The sequence below is a fragment of the Flavihumibacter sp. genome (assembly GCF_036676075.1).
Lineage (GTDB): Bacteria > Bacteroidota > Bacteroidia > Chitinophagales > Chitinophagaceae > Flavihumibacter.
On sequence record NZ_JAKFDQ010000007.1, the window covers coordinates 184,094 to 199,923 of the forward strand.

A 15,830-nucleotide genomic window follows, 5' to 3' on the forward strand; every position below is an offset into this window, starting at 1 on the left:
GACGCCTAATTAAAAAGCCCGCTCTCACCGAGCGGGCTTTTTTTATTCCTTCCATCTCTCCATCCCTCCATCTCTCCATCTCCATCTCTCCATCCCTCCATCCCTCCATCTCCATCCCTCCATCCCTCTATCTCTCCACTCCCAGCCCACACTTCAACCACTCCAGATACTCAACCTCATCCGGCATATATCCCACCGGCTTATTGAGCAGCTTTTCATCACCATTCATTATCACATAAAGCGGCTGGGAGGCATTTCGGAAATTCTCCGTTTCCATGGTGGCAAACTTATCACCGATGGTTATGATATTTTTCTTTTCCCCTTTCTCGTTGGTATATATGAATTGTTCATCATCAGGAAGTTTCTGGCGGTCATCCACATAAAGTGAAACAAGGATAAATTCTTTCTCTATCATCTCCTTCACTTCCGGCTTGGTCCACACGTTCTCTTCCATCTTCCGGCAATTGACGCAGGCCCATCCAGTGAAATCGATCAGTAGCGGTTTATTCTGCTCCTTGGCCATTTTCAAGGCTTTCTCATAATCATTCACCACATTGGCCTCCACACCTTTTCCTTCCCCTTCTTCATGAGCATATAAACTATAATTCAGGGGCGGTGGAAATCCGCTTATCAACGCCCTGTTGGCATACTTTGTATTGGTAAGTCCGGGTACCAGGTATAGTGTGAACAAACTAAAGAATATGGCTGCGGCGATCCTGAGCTTGCCAAGTTTTTTTATTGGTCCCTCGTGCTTGAAGCGGATTAGTCCAAACAGGTATAGACTAAGTGCAACGCCTATCAATATCCAAATCGCAAAGAATGTTTCTCTTTTTAGGAGTCCCCAGTGTTTCACCAGGTCGGCATTGGAGAGGAACTTAATAGCGAGTGCAAGTTCGAGGAAACCGAGCACCACTTTAACGGTGGTAAGCCATCCTCCTGATTTAGGAATTGCATTCAACCAGTTCGGGAAGAGGGCAAAGAGGGCAAAAGGTAGTGCAAGTGCTAATCCAAATCCACCCATACCCACGGTAAGCTGCATGGCGCCGCCATCGGTGGAAAGTGATCCTGCCAGCAGAGATCCCAAAATTGGACCTGTACAGCTGAAAGAAACCAGTGCCAGCGTAAGCGCCATGAAGAATATTCCGACAGTGCCGCCTATGCCTGATTTATGATCAACCGAATTGGAAAAGCTGCTGGGCAGCGTGATCTCAAAGAGCCCAAAGAAAGAGAGGGCAAATACAACGAAGATCACGAAGAACAGGAGGTTCAGCCAAACGTTGGTGGAGATATTATTCAGGATCTCGGGGTTAAGGCTGTCAAGAAAATGAAATGGTCCGCTTAGTAAAATATAGATCAGGAATATGAAGAAGCCATAGAGTAATGCATTGGCAATTCCTTTTTTACGATCCTGCGATTTTTTGGTGAAGAAGGATACGGTGAGAGGGATCATGGGGAATACGCAGGGGGTGAATAAGGCGATGAGTCCACCCAGGAAACCGAGCACAAAAATATTTAACAGGCCCTTATCGCCGCTTTCTTCCAATCCAGTTCCACCACAATTGGCAACCGGGTTCTCCAGGTCAATGGCAGTACGCCTGATCTGGTTACTTGCTTCTGAAGATTCCTGGGGCCCCGCCGCTTTGCTGCTTATAGCACCGCTTTCAGAAACAGTAAAACGGAAGGGCGTTTCTTCCGGACCGGCAACTTCTTCTCCCTTTAAAGCCATATAGATTATGCTGCCTTTGATATCTGTTCCCGGCTCTACACCCGATACGGTCATCTCAAATATTGCTTCTCCTTCAAAATAGCGGATCTGCATATTATCGAAAAGGGGCTCGGGTTTTTCCACCAATTTTCCGCTCTCTTTTACCGAACCGGCTTTGCCGCTGAATGCTGAATCGAGATTGATCCTTGTATTAGGTTCATCATCGGTCATGGTGGTGGAAAATAGTTTCCACCCTGGTTGTATTGCCGCGCGGAAGCGAAGGGTGTATTCGCCTTTTCCCGGTTGTGCTGTGGCATCATAAGTGAAGTTCACCACAGGCGTTGTTCCGGTGGAGGCATCCTGGGCACCTGAAGATAGAAATGCGAAAAGGGAAAACAGGGCGAGTAGAATTCGGCTACGCATCAGAGAAGGGTTGGCAGTTAAAAATAAACGAGTTCCGGAAAAGAACTCGTTTCAATTATTCAAACTAAGAGGATCATCCTCCTAAGGGAACTTTAAAATTCACAACGGCAGGTGGAAGACATTCTTTTTCATTACAAACCATGAACTCCACCTTACCAGCGAGGTTGGTCTTCGCCTTTCCTTTTACTTTCACCACCTGGATGAATTCAACCTTCTTCTCATAATAACGAACATCAGAATCGAAGGCTTCTTCAAATACTTTCTTCACCTTTCCCTGCTCTGCTACTTTTCCATTAAGGGATACCAACGGGTTCTTGGTGAAATTGAAAGAAGTGGAAACAGGGCCATCTCCGCCGTCCTGTGCATAGATATGATAATTACCTCCGATATCTGCGGTCATACGCACTTCGTAGGTATTTTCAGCGATCTTTTTTGTTTGGAATGACCATTTTACCTGCTTATCGCTCTGCGCGAAAAGGGCTACGGTTACTACCAGGGCAAGGACTGTTACGAAGATTTTTTTCATGATGCAAAAATCCATCAATTAGTTCTAATGAAAATCTAAAATTATCCAGTTTGCCTTACAGCTTTTGTTAAGAATGATCAGGCAGGTTGTTTGCTCCTCAGGAGTGCCTCCAGTATCAGCCTGCCGTCAATATTTCCAAGCTCGGCAGAACAGGCCCTTTCGGGGTGTGGCATCATCCCGAATACATTACCGGCTTCATTCCTGATACCTGCTATATTTCGGCTCGCTCCATTTGGATTGGCAGAATCTGTTATCTCCCCGTTTTCATCACAATAGCGGAATATAACCTGGTCGTTTGCCTCCAGTTTATCGAGCGTGGCCTCATCTGCATAGTATCTTCCCTCGCCATGGGCAATGGGGATCATCAGTGGCTTATCGGTATCCAGACCTTTGAGGTAAACATTCTTACAGATGAATTGCTGGTTGGCATTCCTTAATAGCGCCCCTGGCAGCAGGTGTGCTTCGCAGAGAACCTGGAAGCCATTGCATACGCCAAGCACCTTACCACCGCGGTTGGCGAATTCGATCACCGATTCCATCATGGGACTGAACCTGGCAACAGCGCCGCAGCGAAGATAATCGCCGTAAGAAAAGCCTCCCGGCAAAACGATACAGTCTTCTGTTGTGAACATGCTAAGGTCTTTATCCTTATGCCAGAGCATGATCACTTCCTGACCGAGGTCGTTCTGAAGGGCATCCTTCATGTCACGGTCACAGTTGGAACCAGGAAAAACTACTACACCGAATTTCATATATAATAGATCAAAAGGTGAAAATATGGATCTGTCAGGCCCGCAAAGTTAGTCGATTGCCGGCAAATGCCCCTAGGTGAGGTGGGGGAAATAATTGACGATGATGGCAAAAGCAAAGATCACCCAGTGCACCACCACCGGGAACCACCTGTTGGCCGGATAATAATAGGTGGCGGCATGAAAGCATGCGATGGGGGTAATGCACAAAAGCCAGTGCTGGTAATTATTCCCGGGGTTTACAAGAATGATGAGGAGCCCAACCAAAAGCATCGAAAGTAGCAGGCTCCAGCATTTCCTGACCTGGATAAGCATTTTGGTAAGATTATCCTGAACAAACCATGCGCCGGTGAGGAAAGGTGCCACCATTAAAAGAATACCTCCTGTAACCCAGAGTGAGGAAGGGATCCTGGGCAGGTGAAAATTAACCATCGGCGCCAGGGCCCCGGGCTCCAACTGGTCGGTAAGGAATAATATTATCAGCAGGAAATAATAGGGTGAAAGAAATCCGATGATGGCTATCACCCACTCTCCTATCCGCATCGGCCGGGTGATGATGATAGCCAGTAATATCAGCACTATATAGGCTACCGACGGTTTGTAAAACAATGGCAGCACTCCTACCAGCAAGCTTATATTGAAAATCGCGGAAAGTGGCCTGTTATTATTATACCATCCGGACATACCATAAAAGATCCAGGTCAACAGAAAATTCACGATCATGGTGCTGGAGAACTGGTTCCATTCGGGTAAAAGGGAACTTACCAGCAGGAATGCCATCCCCACCAGGTAATTATGCCGGGGCAGAAGCCTGATGGTATTGGCAATGCGATTCAGCAGGCTGGCCTGCAGAAAAAGAAAAATAAATGCCAGCATCCCATAGAGTATACCTTCCTTTCCCCCTATGGGAGCCAGTATATTGAGTAAAAGCTTATAGAGATAGTTATCTTCCTCCTGCCGTAAAGGAGCAGGGTAATTCAGGAAAACCGGGAATTTCAGGATCAAAGCATAGATCAGCAATACGAACGCGTTGGCCGGGTTCTTTTGCTTGAAGACTCCTATCACAATGGGTTAGTTTTTTAATAGTCAACCCTGGCAAAACACAGGTAATTCCTGTATAAACAAGGTATGATCATCTGCCTTGCACTAACCTGTTTGGCGAATCTTGGCATGAAATCGTACCCTTTGTCAAGGTTTTTCAACGTCGGATATCGTGTGATCTTACCTGTTGCATCAACACTTTGATCGGTCAGCACGAAAGTCCGCCTTTCGAAAGTATTAAAAAGAAAGTGTACTTCACCACCTGTATTCATATTTCCGTAAGAAATAAGATTATCCGATTCATCATCAAACTGGTTCTTGGCAATAACATTGCTCCATTCCAACTTCCCATCACGGTCAAAAGACAACAACATTACATTCTCCGCAAAGTAGCGCTGGGCGGTGGAATTATTCCATCCGTACCTTCCCCATGGCATACGCCATGGACTATAAAGAGGGCTCCAGTAATTATAATTCATGGGGCTCATCCAAGGATTACCCCAACCCGTATAATCCCACCTGTTGAAATTATTATAGCGCGATGTTGTATACAGCACCTCGCTCACTATAGCAAAACCACCATCCTTGCGGGTGTAGATATTCTTGATGAAGAAATCATTGAAAGCCGTTTTCTTATTGGTTTCACTGCCTTTGGCCAATACCCTTAACTCATCATTGAATACAATGGCCGTATCACTGATCTTCTGGTTGCTGCGGGTATCCCAATTCACAAAATATAGTCCTTCCATATTCCCCCTTTTCTGACGTGAGAAGAATGAGGCCAGCAGAATACGGTTATTATTGTTGTCAACCTTCAGAATGATATCATCCAATATCTGCTTACCGATATCAACATTACGGATGCTGAAACCCAGTGAATCCGGATGTTTAATGAGCATGTTCACCCCGGTGATGAAGTCGCTGCTATTACTTGCGCGGGTATATTTTGCCGTTACCAGTTCACCCGCATTGGTGAGATGGAAATCGGCGAAGTTCTCATTCTTGCCTTCCATGTTCATCATGGTGAAATTCCTTGTGAGCAGGTTGATGCGATCATCATATAGAAAGGAGGTGATGAAGAATTTCTTAGGGTCACTGCTGTTCACTTTAAAAAGCATGATACGCTGCTTATCATCACTATTGATCAGCGAATAGATCTTGTTATTGGATGAGTAATTGACCTCTGTAGTATCAAGGGTTACAGGATTTGCCATTGGTCTTCCCTTTTCATTGATGGCCACATAATCGCAATAGATCACACGCTTTTTTTGGTACTGGTAAAACAGGTAGATCTTGTCGGCAAAACTGATAAAGTCGAGGTTGATAACCCTGTCTGGCATAAAATCCAGGGGCACCCTTTCATTGAGCTTCATTTCGGCATCATACAAACTGATGTCATGCTCATTCCGGTTGTTTTTATAAATAAGAAAGTTGTTACCCAGTTTACCGAGAATCTCAAAATTGGTGCGGCGGCTATCCTCTTTTTCAGGTTCTGAATATATGACACGGGGAGCCTGGGCCTGCAGGATGGAACCAACAAGCAGGAATAAGCCCAGAACACTAAGCCTGATTTTCATGACGTACGCTTTTATTAAAGTTAATATCCTATAAATACATTACAGAGACAATTTTACGAACAAGCTGGTTGGTTAAGGGGATAACATATACTCATTGTATCATATTTTTAACTATACCTTTGCAATGCGGCTACGGGAAACCGAGCTTTTTTTGTTTCTTACCTGCCGGGGATCTGCCCTGGCAAAATTTGATCAACTGTGGGAAAAAATCTTAATAAGGTCTCAACGGCGGGATTATTGATTGCGCTTGGGATCATTTATGGTGATATTGGTACTTCACCCCTTTACGTTTACAATGCCATTATTTCCGGGAGAGAGGTTACTGATAATCTTATTATCGGATCATTATCCTGTATCATCTGGACACTAACCCTGATCACTACCGTAAAATATGTATGGCTCGTACTAAGGGCCGACAACCGGGGTGAGGGTGGAACCTTTGCACTCTATGCACTGGTAAGGCGACAAAAAAAATGGCTTGTGATACCAGCTATGATAGGTGGTGCCTCATTATTAGCAGATGGTATCATTACCCCTCCCATGACCATCACCTCATCAATTGAGGGACTAAAGGAACTGCCAATATTCTATCACCTCCAAACCAATACGATTGTTTACATCGTACTGGGTATCATCTCTGCTTTCTTTTTTATGCAGCAGTTTGGTACTGCATCTATTGGAAAGATGTTTGGTCCCATCATGATGGTTTGGTTTACCATGCTCGGCATATTAGGAGTGATGCATATCTCCGATGATTTTTCAATTCTTAAAGCTGTTAACCCCTATTATGCAATAGAGTTTCTGGCAACCTACCCTAAGGCCATCTGGCTGCTGGGCGCTGTATTCCTCTGTACTACCGGGGCGGAGGCATTATATAGTGACCTTGGCCACTGCGGCCGCGATAATATCAGGGTCTCCTGGATCTATGTTAAGATCTGCCTGCTGCTGAATTATTTCGGACAGGGCGCCTTTCTGCTGGCGAACCGCACAGGCATCACCGTTACCCCCGACATGAAAGCCACCCTGGGTATCAATGCCTTCTATGACCTTATGCCACAATGGTTCATCATTCCGGGAGTTATCATCGCCACCACTGCCGCCATCATCGCCAGCCAGGCCATGATCTCTGGTGCCTATACACTCATAAGTGAGGCCATGCGTCTTAACCTCTGGCCTAAACTAAAGATCAGGTATCCCTCAGAAGAAAAAGGACAGCTCTTCATTCCGGGTATCAATACCATGATGTTCATAGGTTGCGTGGGCATAGTGCTTTATTTCAAAGAATCATCGCGGATGGAAGCGGCATATGGCCTCGCCATCATCGTTACCTTTATCAGCACCACCATGTTATTCGCCAACTACATGGTAGCCAAAAGAGTTCCATCATCCCTTATCTATCTTTTCATAGTTGCCTATGTTGTAATCGAGATAACATTCCTTATCGCCCTGCTGGAGAAATTCACTCATGGTGGTTATATCACGCTGCTAATCGGCGCAGCCATGTTTATCGTGATGTATGTTTCTTACAGAAGCAGGAAGATCAAGAACCGTTATGTTGAATTTGTACGGATGGAACATTATGTTCCCATGATCCAGGAATTGAGCAACGACAAAACAGTTCCCAAACATGCGACCCACCTGGTGTATATGACCAGTGCCAACAATCCCAAGGAAATTGAGCATAAGATCATTTACTCCATCCTTAATAAAAAACCTAAAAGAGCAGATATCTATTGGTTCATTCATGTTGACACGCTCGATGATCCTTATACCTGCGAATATGTAGTTGACCATATCATCCCCAATGATATCATCAGGGTTGAGTTTCGCCTTGGTTTCAGGATGGAACCCAAGATCAATCTCCTTTTCAGGAAAGTTGTGGAAGAACTGGTGAACAATAAGGAAGTGAATATCTATAGCCGTTATGAGAGCCTGGAGCGCAATAATGTGGTGGGTGATTTCCAGTTCATTGTTATGGAAAAATACCTCAGCCAGGATAATGAACTTCCCTTTTTTGAAAGGATCATCATGAAGTTTTATTTCTGGTTAAAGGAGATCAGCCTTTCAGAGGAAAGAGGTTTTGGACTCGATCCTTCAAATGTTGTAGTGGAGAAATTCCCGCTGATAGTAGCACCGGTTACTTCAATCAGACTGAAAAGGATCTTCCATGAAGAACATCACCAGTTTTGATAACGCAGCTTAGTCCGGGTGAATTAAGGGACCTGCTCGGCATGGGAGAAAAGATCCTGCTAATTGATGTGCGAGAAGACGAAGAGCATGAAGCATTCAATATTGGCGGTATGTTGTTGCCACTTGGAGAGATCATGCAGATGGCTGATGCAATACCACGAACAGGGAAGGTAGTGCTCTACTGCAAACGAGGTATCCGGAGCGCCATTGCGATACAGCGGCTACAGGAGAAGTTTGATTTCACCAACCTGATCAATCTCAGGGGCGGGCTCGAAGAGTGGAAAAAATAATGTCCCTTTATCTCTATATAATTATCGGAATTGCGGCATTAAGTATTCTCGGATATTTTCTGCAGGATAGATTCATCTTCAAGCCGGAGAAACTCAAACAGGATTTTCAGTTTGCCTATGATATCCCTTTTAAAGAGCTGAATTTTGATATTGGTCCGGGTGTGCGGATAAACGGTCTTCACTTCCAGCGCGAACAGCCCCTTGGCCTTGTACTATATCTTCATGGTAATTCAAGAAGTATAAAGGGATGGGCAAAATATGCAAAGGACTTTTACCGCTATAACTATGATGTGGTTTTGGTTGATTACAGGGGATTTGGTAAGAGTACCGGCAAGCGGGGTGAGAAAGATATGTTACAGGATATACAGTTTGTGTATGATACGCTGACCGCTGAATATCCCGAACATCATATCATTGTTTATGGAAGAAGTATCGGCAGCGGCTTTGCTGCCAAGATCGCATCAGATAATAAACCCCGCTACCTGATACTGGATGCACCTTATTATAGTTTTAAAAAAGTGGTGGAGCGATTTCTGCCCATACTTCCGGTAAGTCTTGTTTTGCGATACCATCTTCGCACCGACAAATGGATAAGACATGTTAACTGCCATACCTATATAATACATGGCACGCGCGACTGGCTCATCCCCCTTCATCACAGTGAAAAGCTGCAGCGTATCAATCCTTCAAAGATCACACTGATTCGCATTCATGGTGGTGGCCACAATAACCTCACTTCCTTTCCGGAATACCATAATTTTATCAGAGATATTCTGAAATACTGAACCCCTAATACCCCCGCCATGAGCTTAAAAAACCTTCAAACAGAAATAGATGCATCCTGGCTCTATAAAAAACTTGCAGATAATGAAGAGGATGCCACCGTTGCCAATGTGTTCAGGCAGATGAGTGAAATTGAAAACAGCCATGTGCAGGCTTTTGCAGCAAAGGAAAAGATTAGTGCAGCCCAACTTCCACCACCCTCCTGGCGGGCACGAACAATCAACCGCATCGGGCGGATCTTCGGCTATGAATATGTTCTGGGAGTGTTAATGGATACAGAGAAAAGTATATCCAATGCTATTATCGTCGCCAAAAAAGAAAACAAGCAGGAGATTAATGGCAGCGAAACATATCATGTAAAGATCCTTCGTTCATTACTCGAAAAAGAAGGAAGGGTTACCGGCGCACAATTCACCCGCTTTGAAAAAAAACACCGCTCTGTTGGTGGTAATGCTATCAGGGCCGGTGTGTTGGGAGGCAATGACGGATTGGTTTCCAATTTCAGTCTGGTAATGGGAATAGCGGGCGCAACTACCGGTCAGGACACAGTGCTGATGGCTGGATTGGCGGGACTACTAGCTGGTGCCCTATCAATGGCATTGGGTGAATGGATATCAGTGAAAAGTAGCCAGGAATTGTATGAAAACCAGATGCAACTTGAAATGGAGGAGCTTGAAACCAACCCTGAAGGAGAACGTCGCGAAATTGCGCTGATCTATATGGCGAAAGGAATTCCGGAAGAGCAGGCACATGAAATGGCTACAGAGATCCTGAAAAATAAAGACCATGCACATGAATTGCTGGTACGTGAAGAGCTTGGTATTAATGCAGAAGAGCTAAAAGGTTCTGCGGTTGAAGCAGCACTATATTCTTTTGGACTATTCGCCGTTGGGGCCATAATACCTGTGATACCTTTCTTCTTCCTTACCGGAATGAATGCTATATGGCTCAGTGTTACATTCAGCGCAATTGGCCTTTTCCTGATTGGAGCAGCCATAACATTGTTTACCGGGAAGAATCTATGGTTTTCAGGATTCCGCCAGGTTTTGTTTGGTCTGGCTGCCGCTGCCATAACTTTTGGTATTGGAAAACTCATAGGTGTTTCATTGGCAGGGTAATTAAGTAATGGGCAGTTGCTTTAGCTTTGCGGCATGAAATTATTGCGCTGGATCAAGATCATCATCCTTGTTTATGCTCTACTGGGTATCGGTATCTTTTACCTGCAGGATAAATTCCTTTTCCATCCCGAGCCGCTGTTGAAAACGGATAATTATAATTTTGGTCTGCCGCATAAGGAAATCAATATACCCTTCGATAAAGAGAGCAATCTGAATATTATTCAGTTCTTAGCAGATAGCAGCAAAGGAAACAAAGGCGTCATTCTCTATTTTCATGGTAACCGGAAAAACATCTCCTGGTATGCGAAATACGTTCCATCATTAACAGCAAAAGGTTACCAGGTCTGGATGATAGATTATCCTGGTTTTGGCAAAAGCACCGGTCCGCTTACAGAAAAACGATTATATGAATATGCCGACCAGTTATTCCGGCTTGCTAAAAGATCATATTCAGGAGATAGTATAATACTTTATGGAAAGAGTATGGGCACCGGAATCGCTGCACAGGTTGCAGCCACCCATCATGCCAAATTGTTGTTGCTGGAAACACCTTATTATAGTATCCATTCGCTTTTCAGTTATTATCTCCCCTTCTATCCTATCAGCAGGATGATCCATTATGAACTTCCCACTTATAAATATCTTCCGGAAGTGCTGATGCCTATAATAATATTCCAGGGTACAGATGATGGTGTGGTGCCCTATCGCAATGCAAAAAAACTGATACCAATGCTGAAACCCAAAGACCGATTTATCACTATAGAAGGGGGCACGCATAATGATCTCACAACCTATCCGGAATATAGGAGGGTGGTGGATTCGGTGTTGGGGGGGCAGTAGGGAGTAGGCAATAGGCAATAGGCAATAGGGAATAGAAGAGATCGTGAAAATGGGAATCGAGAGGAAATTATTTTTCAGACAGAATGGATCCCTCCTCACTTACAATGAGTGTGTGGTTCAAGCCTACTTTGAGCGCATAATTTTCTTTATCATGGCTAACCGGGAATCCATAACAGATAGGATATTTATATTCATCCAGCAAATCCTTAAAAATATCTTCTATATCTTTTCCAAATGGCCGGTCCGTATCCTTGTTATCTGTAAATCCACCCAGAATAAGTGCTGATAGATTTTCAAGCATACCCGAGCGCTTAAGTTGAATCATCATCCTGTCAATATTGTACAATTGCTCACCAACATCTTCCAGGAATAAAATCCTATCCTTTGTTTTATAAGCCGATCGGGTTCCGATAAGATGGCTTACCAGGGCGAGATTTCCTCCTACTAGTCTGCCACTTGCTTTACCCTTTTTGTCGTATGGATGGGGGGCTTTCCTGTAAACGGATTTTTCACCTCTTAAAGCGGCAAGAAGCGACTGTACATAAGGATTCGCATACTCACCTTCATTGAAGGCTGCTGCCATGGGAGCATGCAGGCTTGCGATCTTTAATTGCCGGTTAATATGAGCGTGGAGAATGGTGATATCACTGAAGCCTATTATCCACTTGGGATGTTTGCGAAAGCTTTTGAACTGCAATTGATCGATGATCCTTCCCATCCCATAACCTCCCCTTCCGCAAAGAATTGCTTTTACAGAACTATCGTCCAGCATCTCCTGCAGGTCTGCCAGCCTCTCCGCATCGGTGCCGGAGAAATAATTCTCAGACTTGCTTTGCATGGTATTTCCAAGCCTGATAGAATAGCCTTCCTGTTGCAATACTTCAACAGCAGTCTGCCATTTTTCAGGAGGCATATAGCCGGCGGGACAAACCATTCCAATGGTATCACCTTTTTTGAGGTATGGGGGGATGCGCATGTTGCAAAATAAAAATAAATAGCGAAGCACCGTAGGAATACTGATCACTGTTCGTCTAATGAGTAAGACAAGCTTATCTATATGAAGATTTTTATGATTCTGCTGACCGGGTTAACCTTATCGTTTTGTGCTTATTCGCAATCTACAGTCAAAGGAAAAATCCAGGATAGTACCGCCAGGAGCGGGCTTTCAGGTGCCACGATCCAGCTGCGTAATACCAGTTTTTCAAGAAGTACCGTATCTGCAATGTCAGGTGAATTCAGCTTTGCTGAAATTCCCAATGGGTCATATAAACTAACGGTCACCTTTGTGGGATTTGATAATTATGAAAAAACGATCACTCTCCAGGGAAATAATATTGACCTCGGCACTATAGAATTGGGAAAATCGGGCAAAACACTAACTGAGGTAGTGATCAAGGCAACCACCCCTCCTACCCAGCAAAAAGGTGATACGGTTCAATTTAATGCCAACCAGTTTAAAGTAAACCCTGATGCGAACGTGGAAGACCTGGTGAAAAAAATGCCTGGAATCCAGATAGAAAATGGCGAAGTAAAAGCGCAGGGAGAAACAGTTCGAAAAGTCACCATTGATGGTCGTGAATTTTTTGGTGATGATGCAACCGCCGCTTTAAGAAACCTGCCGGCAGAAGTTGTTGATAAGATACAGGTATTTGACAGGCTGAGCGACCAGGCACAACTCACAGGTGTTGATGATGGCAACAGCGTTAAAGCCATTAATGTAGTAACCAGGGAAGACCGGAGAAACGGACAGTTCGGACGGGTGTATGCAGGATATGGTACTGATGACCGCTACCAGGCTGGCGGTGCGGTGAACTTCTTTAATAAAAACCGACGGATCTCTGTAGTTGGACTATTCAATAATATCAACCAGCAGAACTTCAGTTCTTCGGATATGCTTGGTCTTTCTGGCGGCAACAGTGGAAGAGGCGGAGGAATGGGCAGAGGTGGGTCAGGTAACTTCCAGACAGGCCAGCAGAACGGTATTACAAAAACAAATGCATTAGGGCTCAACTACAGCGACCTCTGGGGTAAAAAACTTGAAACCAGCGGAAGCTATTTCTTTAATAACAATACCAATAACAGAAGCCAGCTTACCAACAGGGAGCAGTTCAATACCAATGTTCCCAATAGTTTTTATACTGAGAACGCTGAATCCATAAATATCTCCACCAGTCACCGCTTCAACATGCGGATGCAATATAAAATTGACTCTCAGAAATCATTGATCATAACCCCCAGCCTCAGCTACCAGGAAAATGATATTAGATCCTATACCAGTGGTGAACAAACGAACCTGGATGGTACCGTTACCAGCAGAACCGTTGATCCAAACAGGGTTAAAGGCAATGGATATAATTTCAATAACAATATCTTTTACCGCCAGGCATTGGGTAAAACAAGAAGGAGTTTTGGTATAGGACTGACTACCGGATTCAGTAACCGGAACAGTACTCGTGAACAACAAACGATCTCTACTTTTTTTAAGGCACTGACGCCCGAATATGATAGTACCTTCCAGCAATCCTTATCGGAAACAAGAAGCCAGAATTATAGCGCCAACCTCGAATACTCAGAACCAATAGGTAAAAAAGGATCATTACAATTCAGGTATAATCCGGGTTACTCCAAAAACGAAGCAGATACCCGGGCCTACCGGTTTGATGACAATGCAGGCAAATACACCATACTTGACACATCCCTTTCTAATGTGTTCACCAATAATGTTACCACACAAAGAGGTGGTATAAATTACCGGGTGGGCGACCGGCAGAGAATGTTTGCCATTGGTGTTGACCTGCAAAATACCGAGCTGGATAATGATCAGACCTATCCTGCAAAAGGGAATTTAAAAAAATCATTCAGCAATATTCTGCCGAATGCAATGTTCAGGGGAAAGATCGGAGAAAAAAGCAACCTCATGATGTTCTACCGCGCTTCTACCAGTACCCCATCGGTAAACCAGTTACAGAATGTGATCAATATCAACAATGTATTATTTCCCACAACTGGTAATCCTAACCTCGACCAATCATATTCTAATACACTCAGCACAAGATATACCTATTCGGATTCAAGAAAAGGAAACAGTTTTTTTTTCAACCTGTTTGCTACAAATACGATGGACTATGTAACAAATGCAACTTTTACTGCAACCTCTGATTCAGTACTAACGCCAACATTCACACTAAAACAGGGATCTCGTCTTTCCAAGCCCGTAAACCTCGATGGATACTGGAACCTTCGGACATTTGCCACCTACTCATTCCCTTTCAAGTCCATAAAATCGAATATTACTTTTAATGGTGGTTACAATTATGTGAAGACACCGGGACTGATAAATAATATGCTGAATGAAACCAGGAATTCAACCTTTAGCGGTGGTATAATTCTGGCGAGCAATATTAGTGAGTATGTTGATTTCAATATCAACTACAACGCAAGCAGGAGCATTGTAAAAAATGATCTTCAGCAGAATCTCAACAATAAATATTTCTCACAGTCTGCAGGAGTAAGACTTAATCTCTTAAGCAAATCGGGATGGTATATTGATAATGAGTTGAACAATATGTTATACAGGGGATTGACAGCTGAATTCAACCAGGATTACTGGCTATGGAATGCTGCTATCGGGAAGAAATTCCTGAAAGATCAGAAAGGTGATCTCCGGCTCTCGGTATTTGATCTGTTGAAACAGAACCGAAGTATTAGCAGAACCGTATCTAGTGATGGCATTGAAGACAATTGGACACAGGTACTGCAGCAATATTTCATGCTTACATTTTCTTACAGGCTGAGAAATTTTGGCAAGGCGCCGGCTCCTGCAGAAAGAAGAATGCAAAGGCCAATGAATCCTATGACACCTGGTGGACCAATAGCACCTGGCGGACAGAGAGGTGATGGTGGACCTGGAGGAGGACCTTCAATGCCGATTGCCTATGGCGACAGCACTATGGAATGATGAAATGCAGATCCGTTATTTTAGCAGGATAGTACCATCGCAACAACATGGGATCATTCAACGAAACTGAATTCATCATACGGTTGAAAAGGAAGGAGGAATCTGCTTTCAGGGAACTTGTGGATGGCTGGAAAGATAAGGTCTATAACACTGCGTTGGGGCTGTTGCAACATGCCGAGGACGCGGAAGACCTGACCCAGGAAGTGTTCCTCTCCGCCTGGAACTCCATAGATGAGTTTCGTGCAGATGCATCAGTTGGCACATGGCTTTATCGGATAACTGTGAATCGTTCACTGGACCTGATCAGAAAAAAGACCCGAAGAATCAGACTGGATTTTATTCGATCATTTTGGGCGGGGGGAGGAAAGGAGGAAAAAGAGGCATCAGATTTTTACCATCCCGGCGTGGCACTGGAAAAAAAACAGGATGCAGCTTTACTGTTTAAAGCCATCCGGCAACTGCCCGAAAAGCAAATGGTGGTATTCAGTCTGCAGAAACTGGAAGGATTAGGAAATGAGCAAATAGCCACAATACTGCAAACAACCATTGGTGCCGTTGAATCGTTACAGCAAAGGGCCAAAGCCAACCTGAGAAAGAAACTAAATGAATATTTCGAAAATAAATAAATGA

General features: G+C 44.2%; 14 protein-coding genes. 7 read left to right on the plus strand and 7 right to left on the minus strand.

Features of this window, described 5'->3' with window-relative positions:
• Positions 1 to 5 precede the first annotated feature (5 nt).
• The 6 genes from V6M43_RS03635 to V6M43_RS03660 all read right to left on the minus strand — a co-directional run bounded on the left by V6M43_RS03635 (position 6) and on the right by V6M43_RS03660 (position 6,021).
• Positions 6 to 161 carry a hypothetical protein gene (locus tag V6M43_RS03635; protein WP_332732676.1) on the minus strand — a complete coding sequence of 52 codons (156 nt, stop codon included), beginning with the start codon at positions 159 to 161 and terminating at the stop codon, positions 6 to 8.
• Entirely contained in the window at positions 128 to 2,128 is a 2,001-nt protein-coding gene (locus V6M43_RS03640) for a protein-disulfide reductase DsbD family protein (protein ID WP_332732677.1), read from the minus strand. The genes V6M43_RS03635 and V6M43_RS03640 overlap by 34 nt, the downstream gene beginning before the upstream one ends.
• Positions 2,129 to 2,201: 73 nt before the next feature.
• The gene (locus V6M43_RS03645) at positions 2,202 to 2,654 is read right to left on the minus strand and encodes a protein-disulfide reductase DsbD domain-containing protein (RefSeq protein WP_332732678.1); all 453 of its coding nucleotides are present in this window, start codon (positions 2,652 to 2,654) and stop codon (positions 2,202 to 2,204) included.
• Between the two features lie 77 nt (positions 2,655 to 2,731).
• Positions 2,732 to 3,406 carry a phosphoribosylformylglycinamidine synthase subunit PurQ gene (gene purQ, locus V6M43_RS03650; protein WP_332732679.1) on the minus strand — a complete coding sequence of 225 codons (675 nt, stop codon included), beginning with the start codon at positions 3,404 to 3,406 and terminating at the stop codon, positions 2,732 to 2,734.
• A 72-nt stretch (positions 3,407 to 3,478) separates the two neighbouring features.
• Positions 3,479 to 4,468 (minus strand): hypothetical protein, encoded by a 990-nt coding sequence (locus tag V6M43_RS03655; RefSeq protein WP_332732680.1) that lies wholly within the window; start codon positions 4,466 to 4,468, stop codon positions 3,479 to 3,481.
• Between the two features lie 14 nt (positions 4,469 to 4,482).
• Positions 4,483 to 6,021, minus strand: coding sequence for a hypothetical protein (locus V6M43_RS03660; protein ID WP_332732681.1), 1,539 nt, complete (start codon positions 6,019 to 6,021; stop codon positions 4,483 to 4,485).
• A gap of 198 nt (positions 6,022 to 6,219) precedes the next feature.
• Here V6M43_RS03660 and V6M43_RS03665 point away from each other — a divergent pair, with 198 nt between their 5' ends.
• Genes V6M43_RS03665 through V6M43_RS03685 form a run of 5 tightly spaced genes read left to right on the plus strand, consistent with a single transcriptional unit; the run spans position 6,220 to position 11,242 of the window.
• A complete protein-coding gene (locus V6M43_RS03665) occupies positions 6,220 to 8,211 on the plus strand; it encodes a KUP/HAK/KT family potassium transporter (protein ID WP_332732682.1) in 1,992 nt (663 codons plus the stop codon).
• Positions 8,208 to 8,501, plus strand: a complete 294-nt coding sequence (locus tag V6M43_RS03670; protein WP_332732683.1) for a rhodanese-like domain-containing protein — start codon at positions 8,208 to 8,210, stop codon at positions 8,499 to 8,501. The genes V6M43_RS03665 and V6M43_RS03670 overlap by 4 nt, the downstream gene beginning before the upstream one ends.
• Complete coding sequence (locus V6M43_RS03675; RefSeq protein ID WP_332732684.1) at positions 8,501 to 9,286, plus strand: alpha/beta hydrolase; 786 nt, start codon at positions 8,501 to 8,503, stop codon at positions 9,284 to 9,286. Before V6M43_RS03670 ends, V6M43_RS03675 begins: the two co-directional genes overlap by 1 nt.
• An 18-nt stretch (positions 9,287 to 9,304) precedes the next feature.
• Positions 9,305 to 10,402 carry a VIT1/CCC1 transporter family protein gene (locus tag V6M43_RS03680; RefSeq protein WP_332732685.1) on the plus strand — a complete coding sequence of 366 codons (1,098 nt, stop codon included), beginning with the start codon at positions 9,305 to 9,307 and terminating at the stop codon, positions 10,400 to 10,402.
• Positions 10,403 to 10,435: 33 nt separating this feature from the next.
• Positions 10,436 to 11,242, plus strand: coding sequence for an alpha/beta hydrolase (locus tag V6M43_RS03685; protein WP_332732686.1), 807 nt, complete (start codon positions 10,436 to 10,438; stop codon positions 11,240 to 11,242).
• A gap of 67 nt (positions 11,243 to 11,309) precedes the next feature.
• Here V6M43_RS03685 and V6M43_RS03690 read toward each other — a convergent pair whose 3' ends face one another.
• Positions 11,310 to 12,218 carry a S66 peptidase family protein gene (locus V6M43_RS03690; protein ID WP_332732687.1) on the minus strand — a complete coding sequence of 303 codons (909 nt, stop codon included), beginning with the start codon at positions 12,216 to 12,218 and terminating at the stop codon, positions 11,310 to 11,312.
• A gap of 81 nt (positions 12,219 to 12,299) precedes the next feature.
• Here V6M43_RS03690 and V6M43_RS03695 point away from each other — a divergent pair, with 81 nt between their 5' ends.
• Both V6M43_RS03695 and V6M43_RS03700 read left to right on the plus strand, forming a co-directional pair.
• The gene (locus V6M43_RS03695; protein ID WP_332732688.1) at positions 12,300 to 15,200 is read left to right on the plus strand and encodes an outer membrane beta-barrel protein; all 2,901 of its coding nucleotides are present in this window, start codon (positions 12,300 to 12,302) and stop codon (positions 15,198 to 15,200) included.
• Between the two features lie 47 nt (positions 15,201 to 15,247).
• A complete protein-coding gene (locus tag V6M43_RS03700; protein ID WP_332732689.1) occupies positions 15,248 to 15,826 on the plus strand; it encodes an RNA polymerase sigma factor in 579 nt (192 codons plus the stop codon).
• The last annotated feature ends 4 nt before the right edge of the window (positions 15,827 to 15,830 follow it).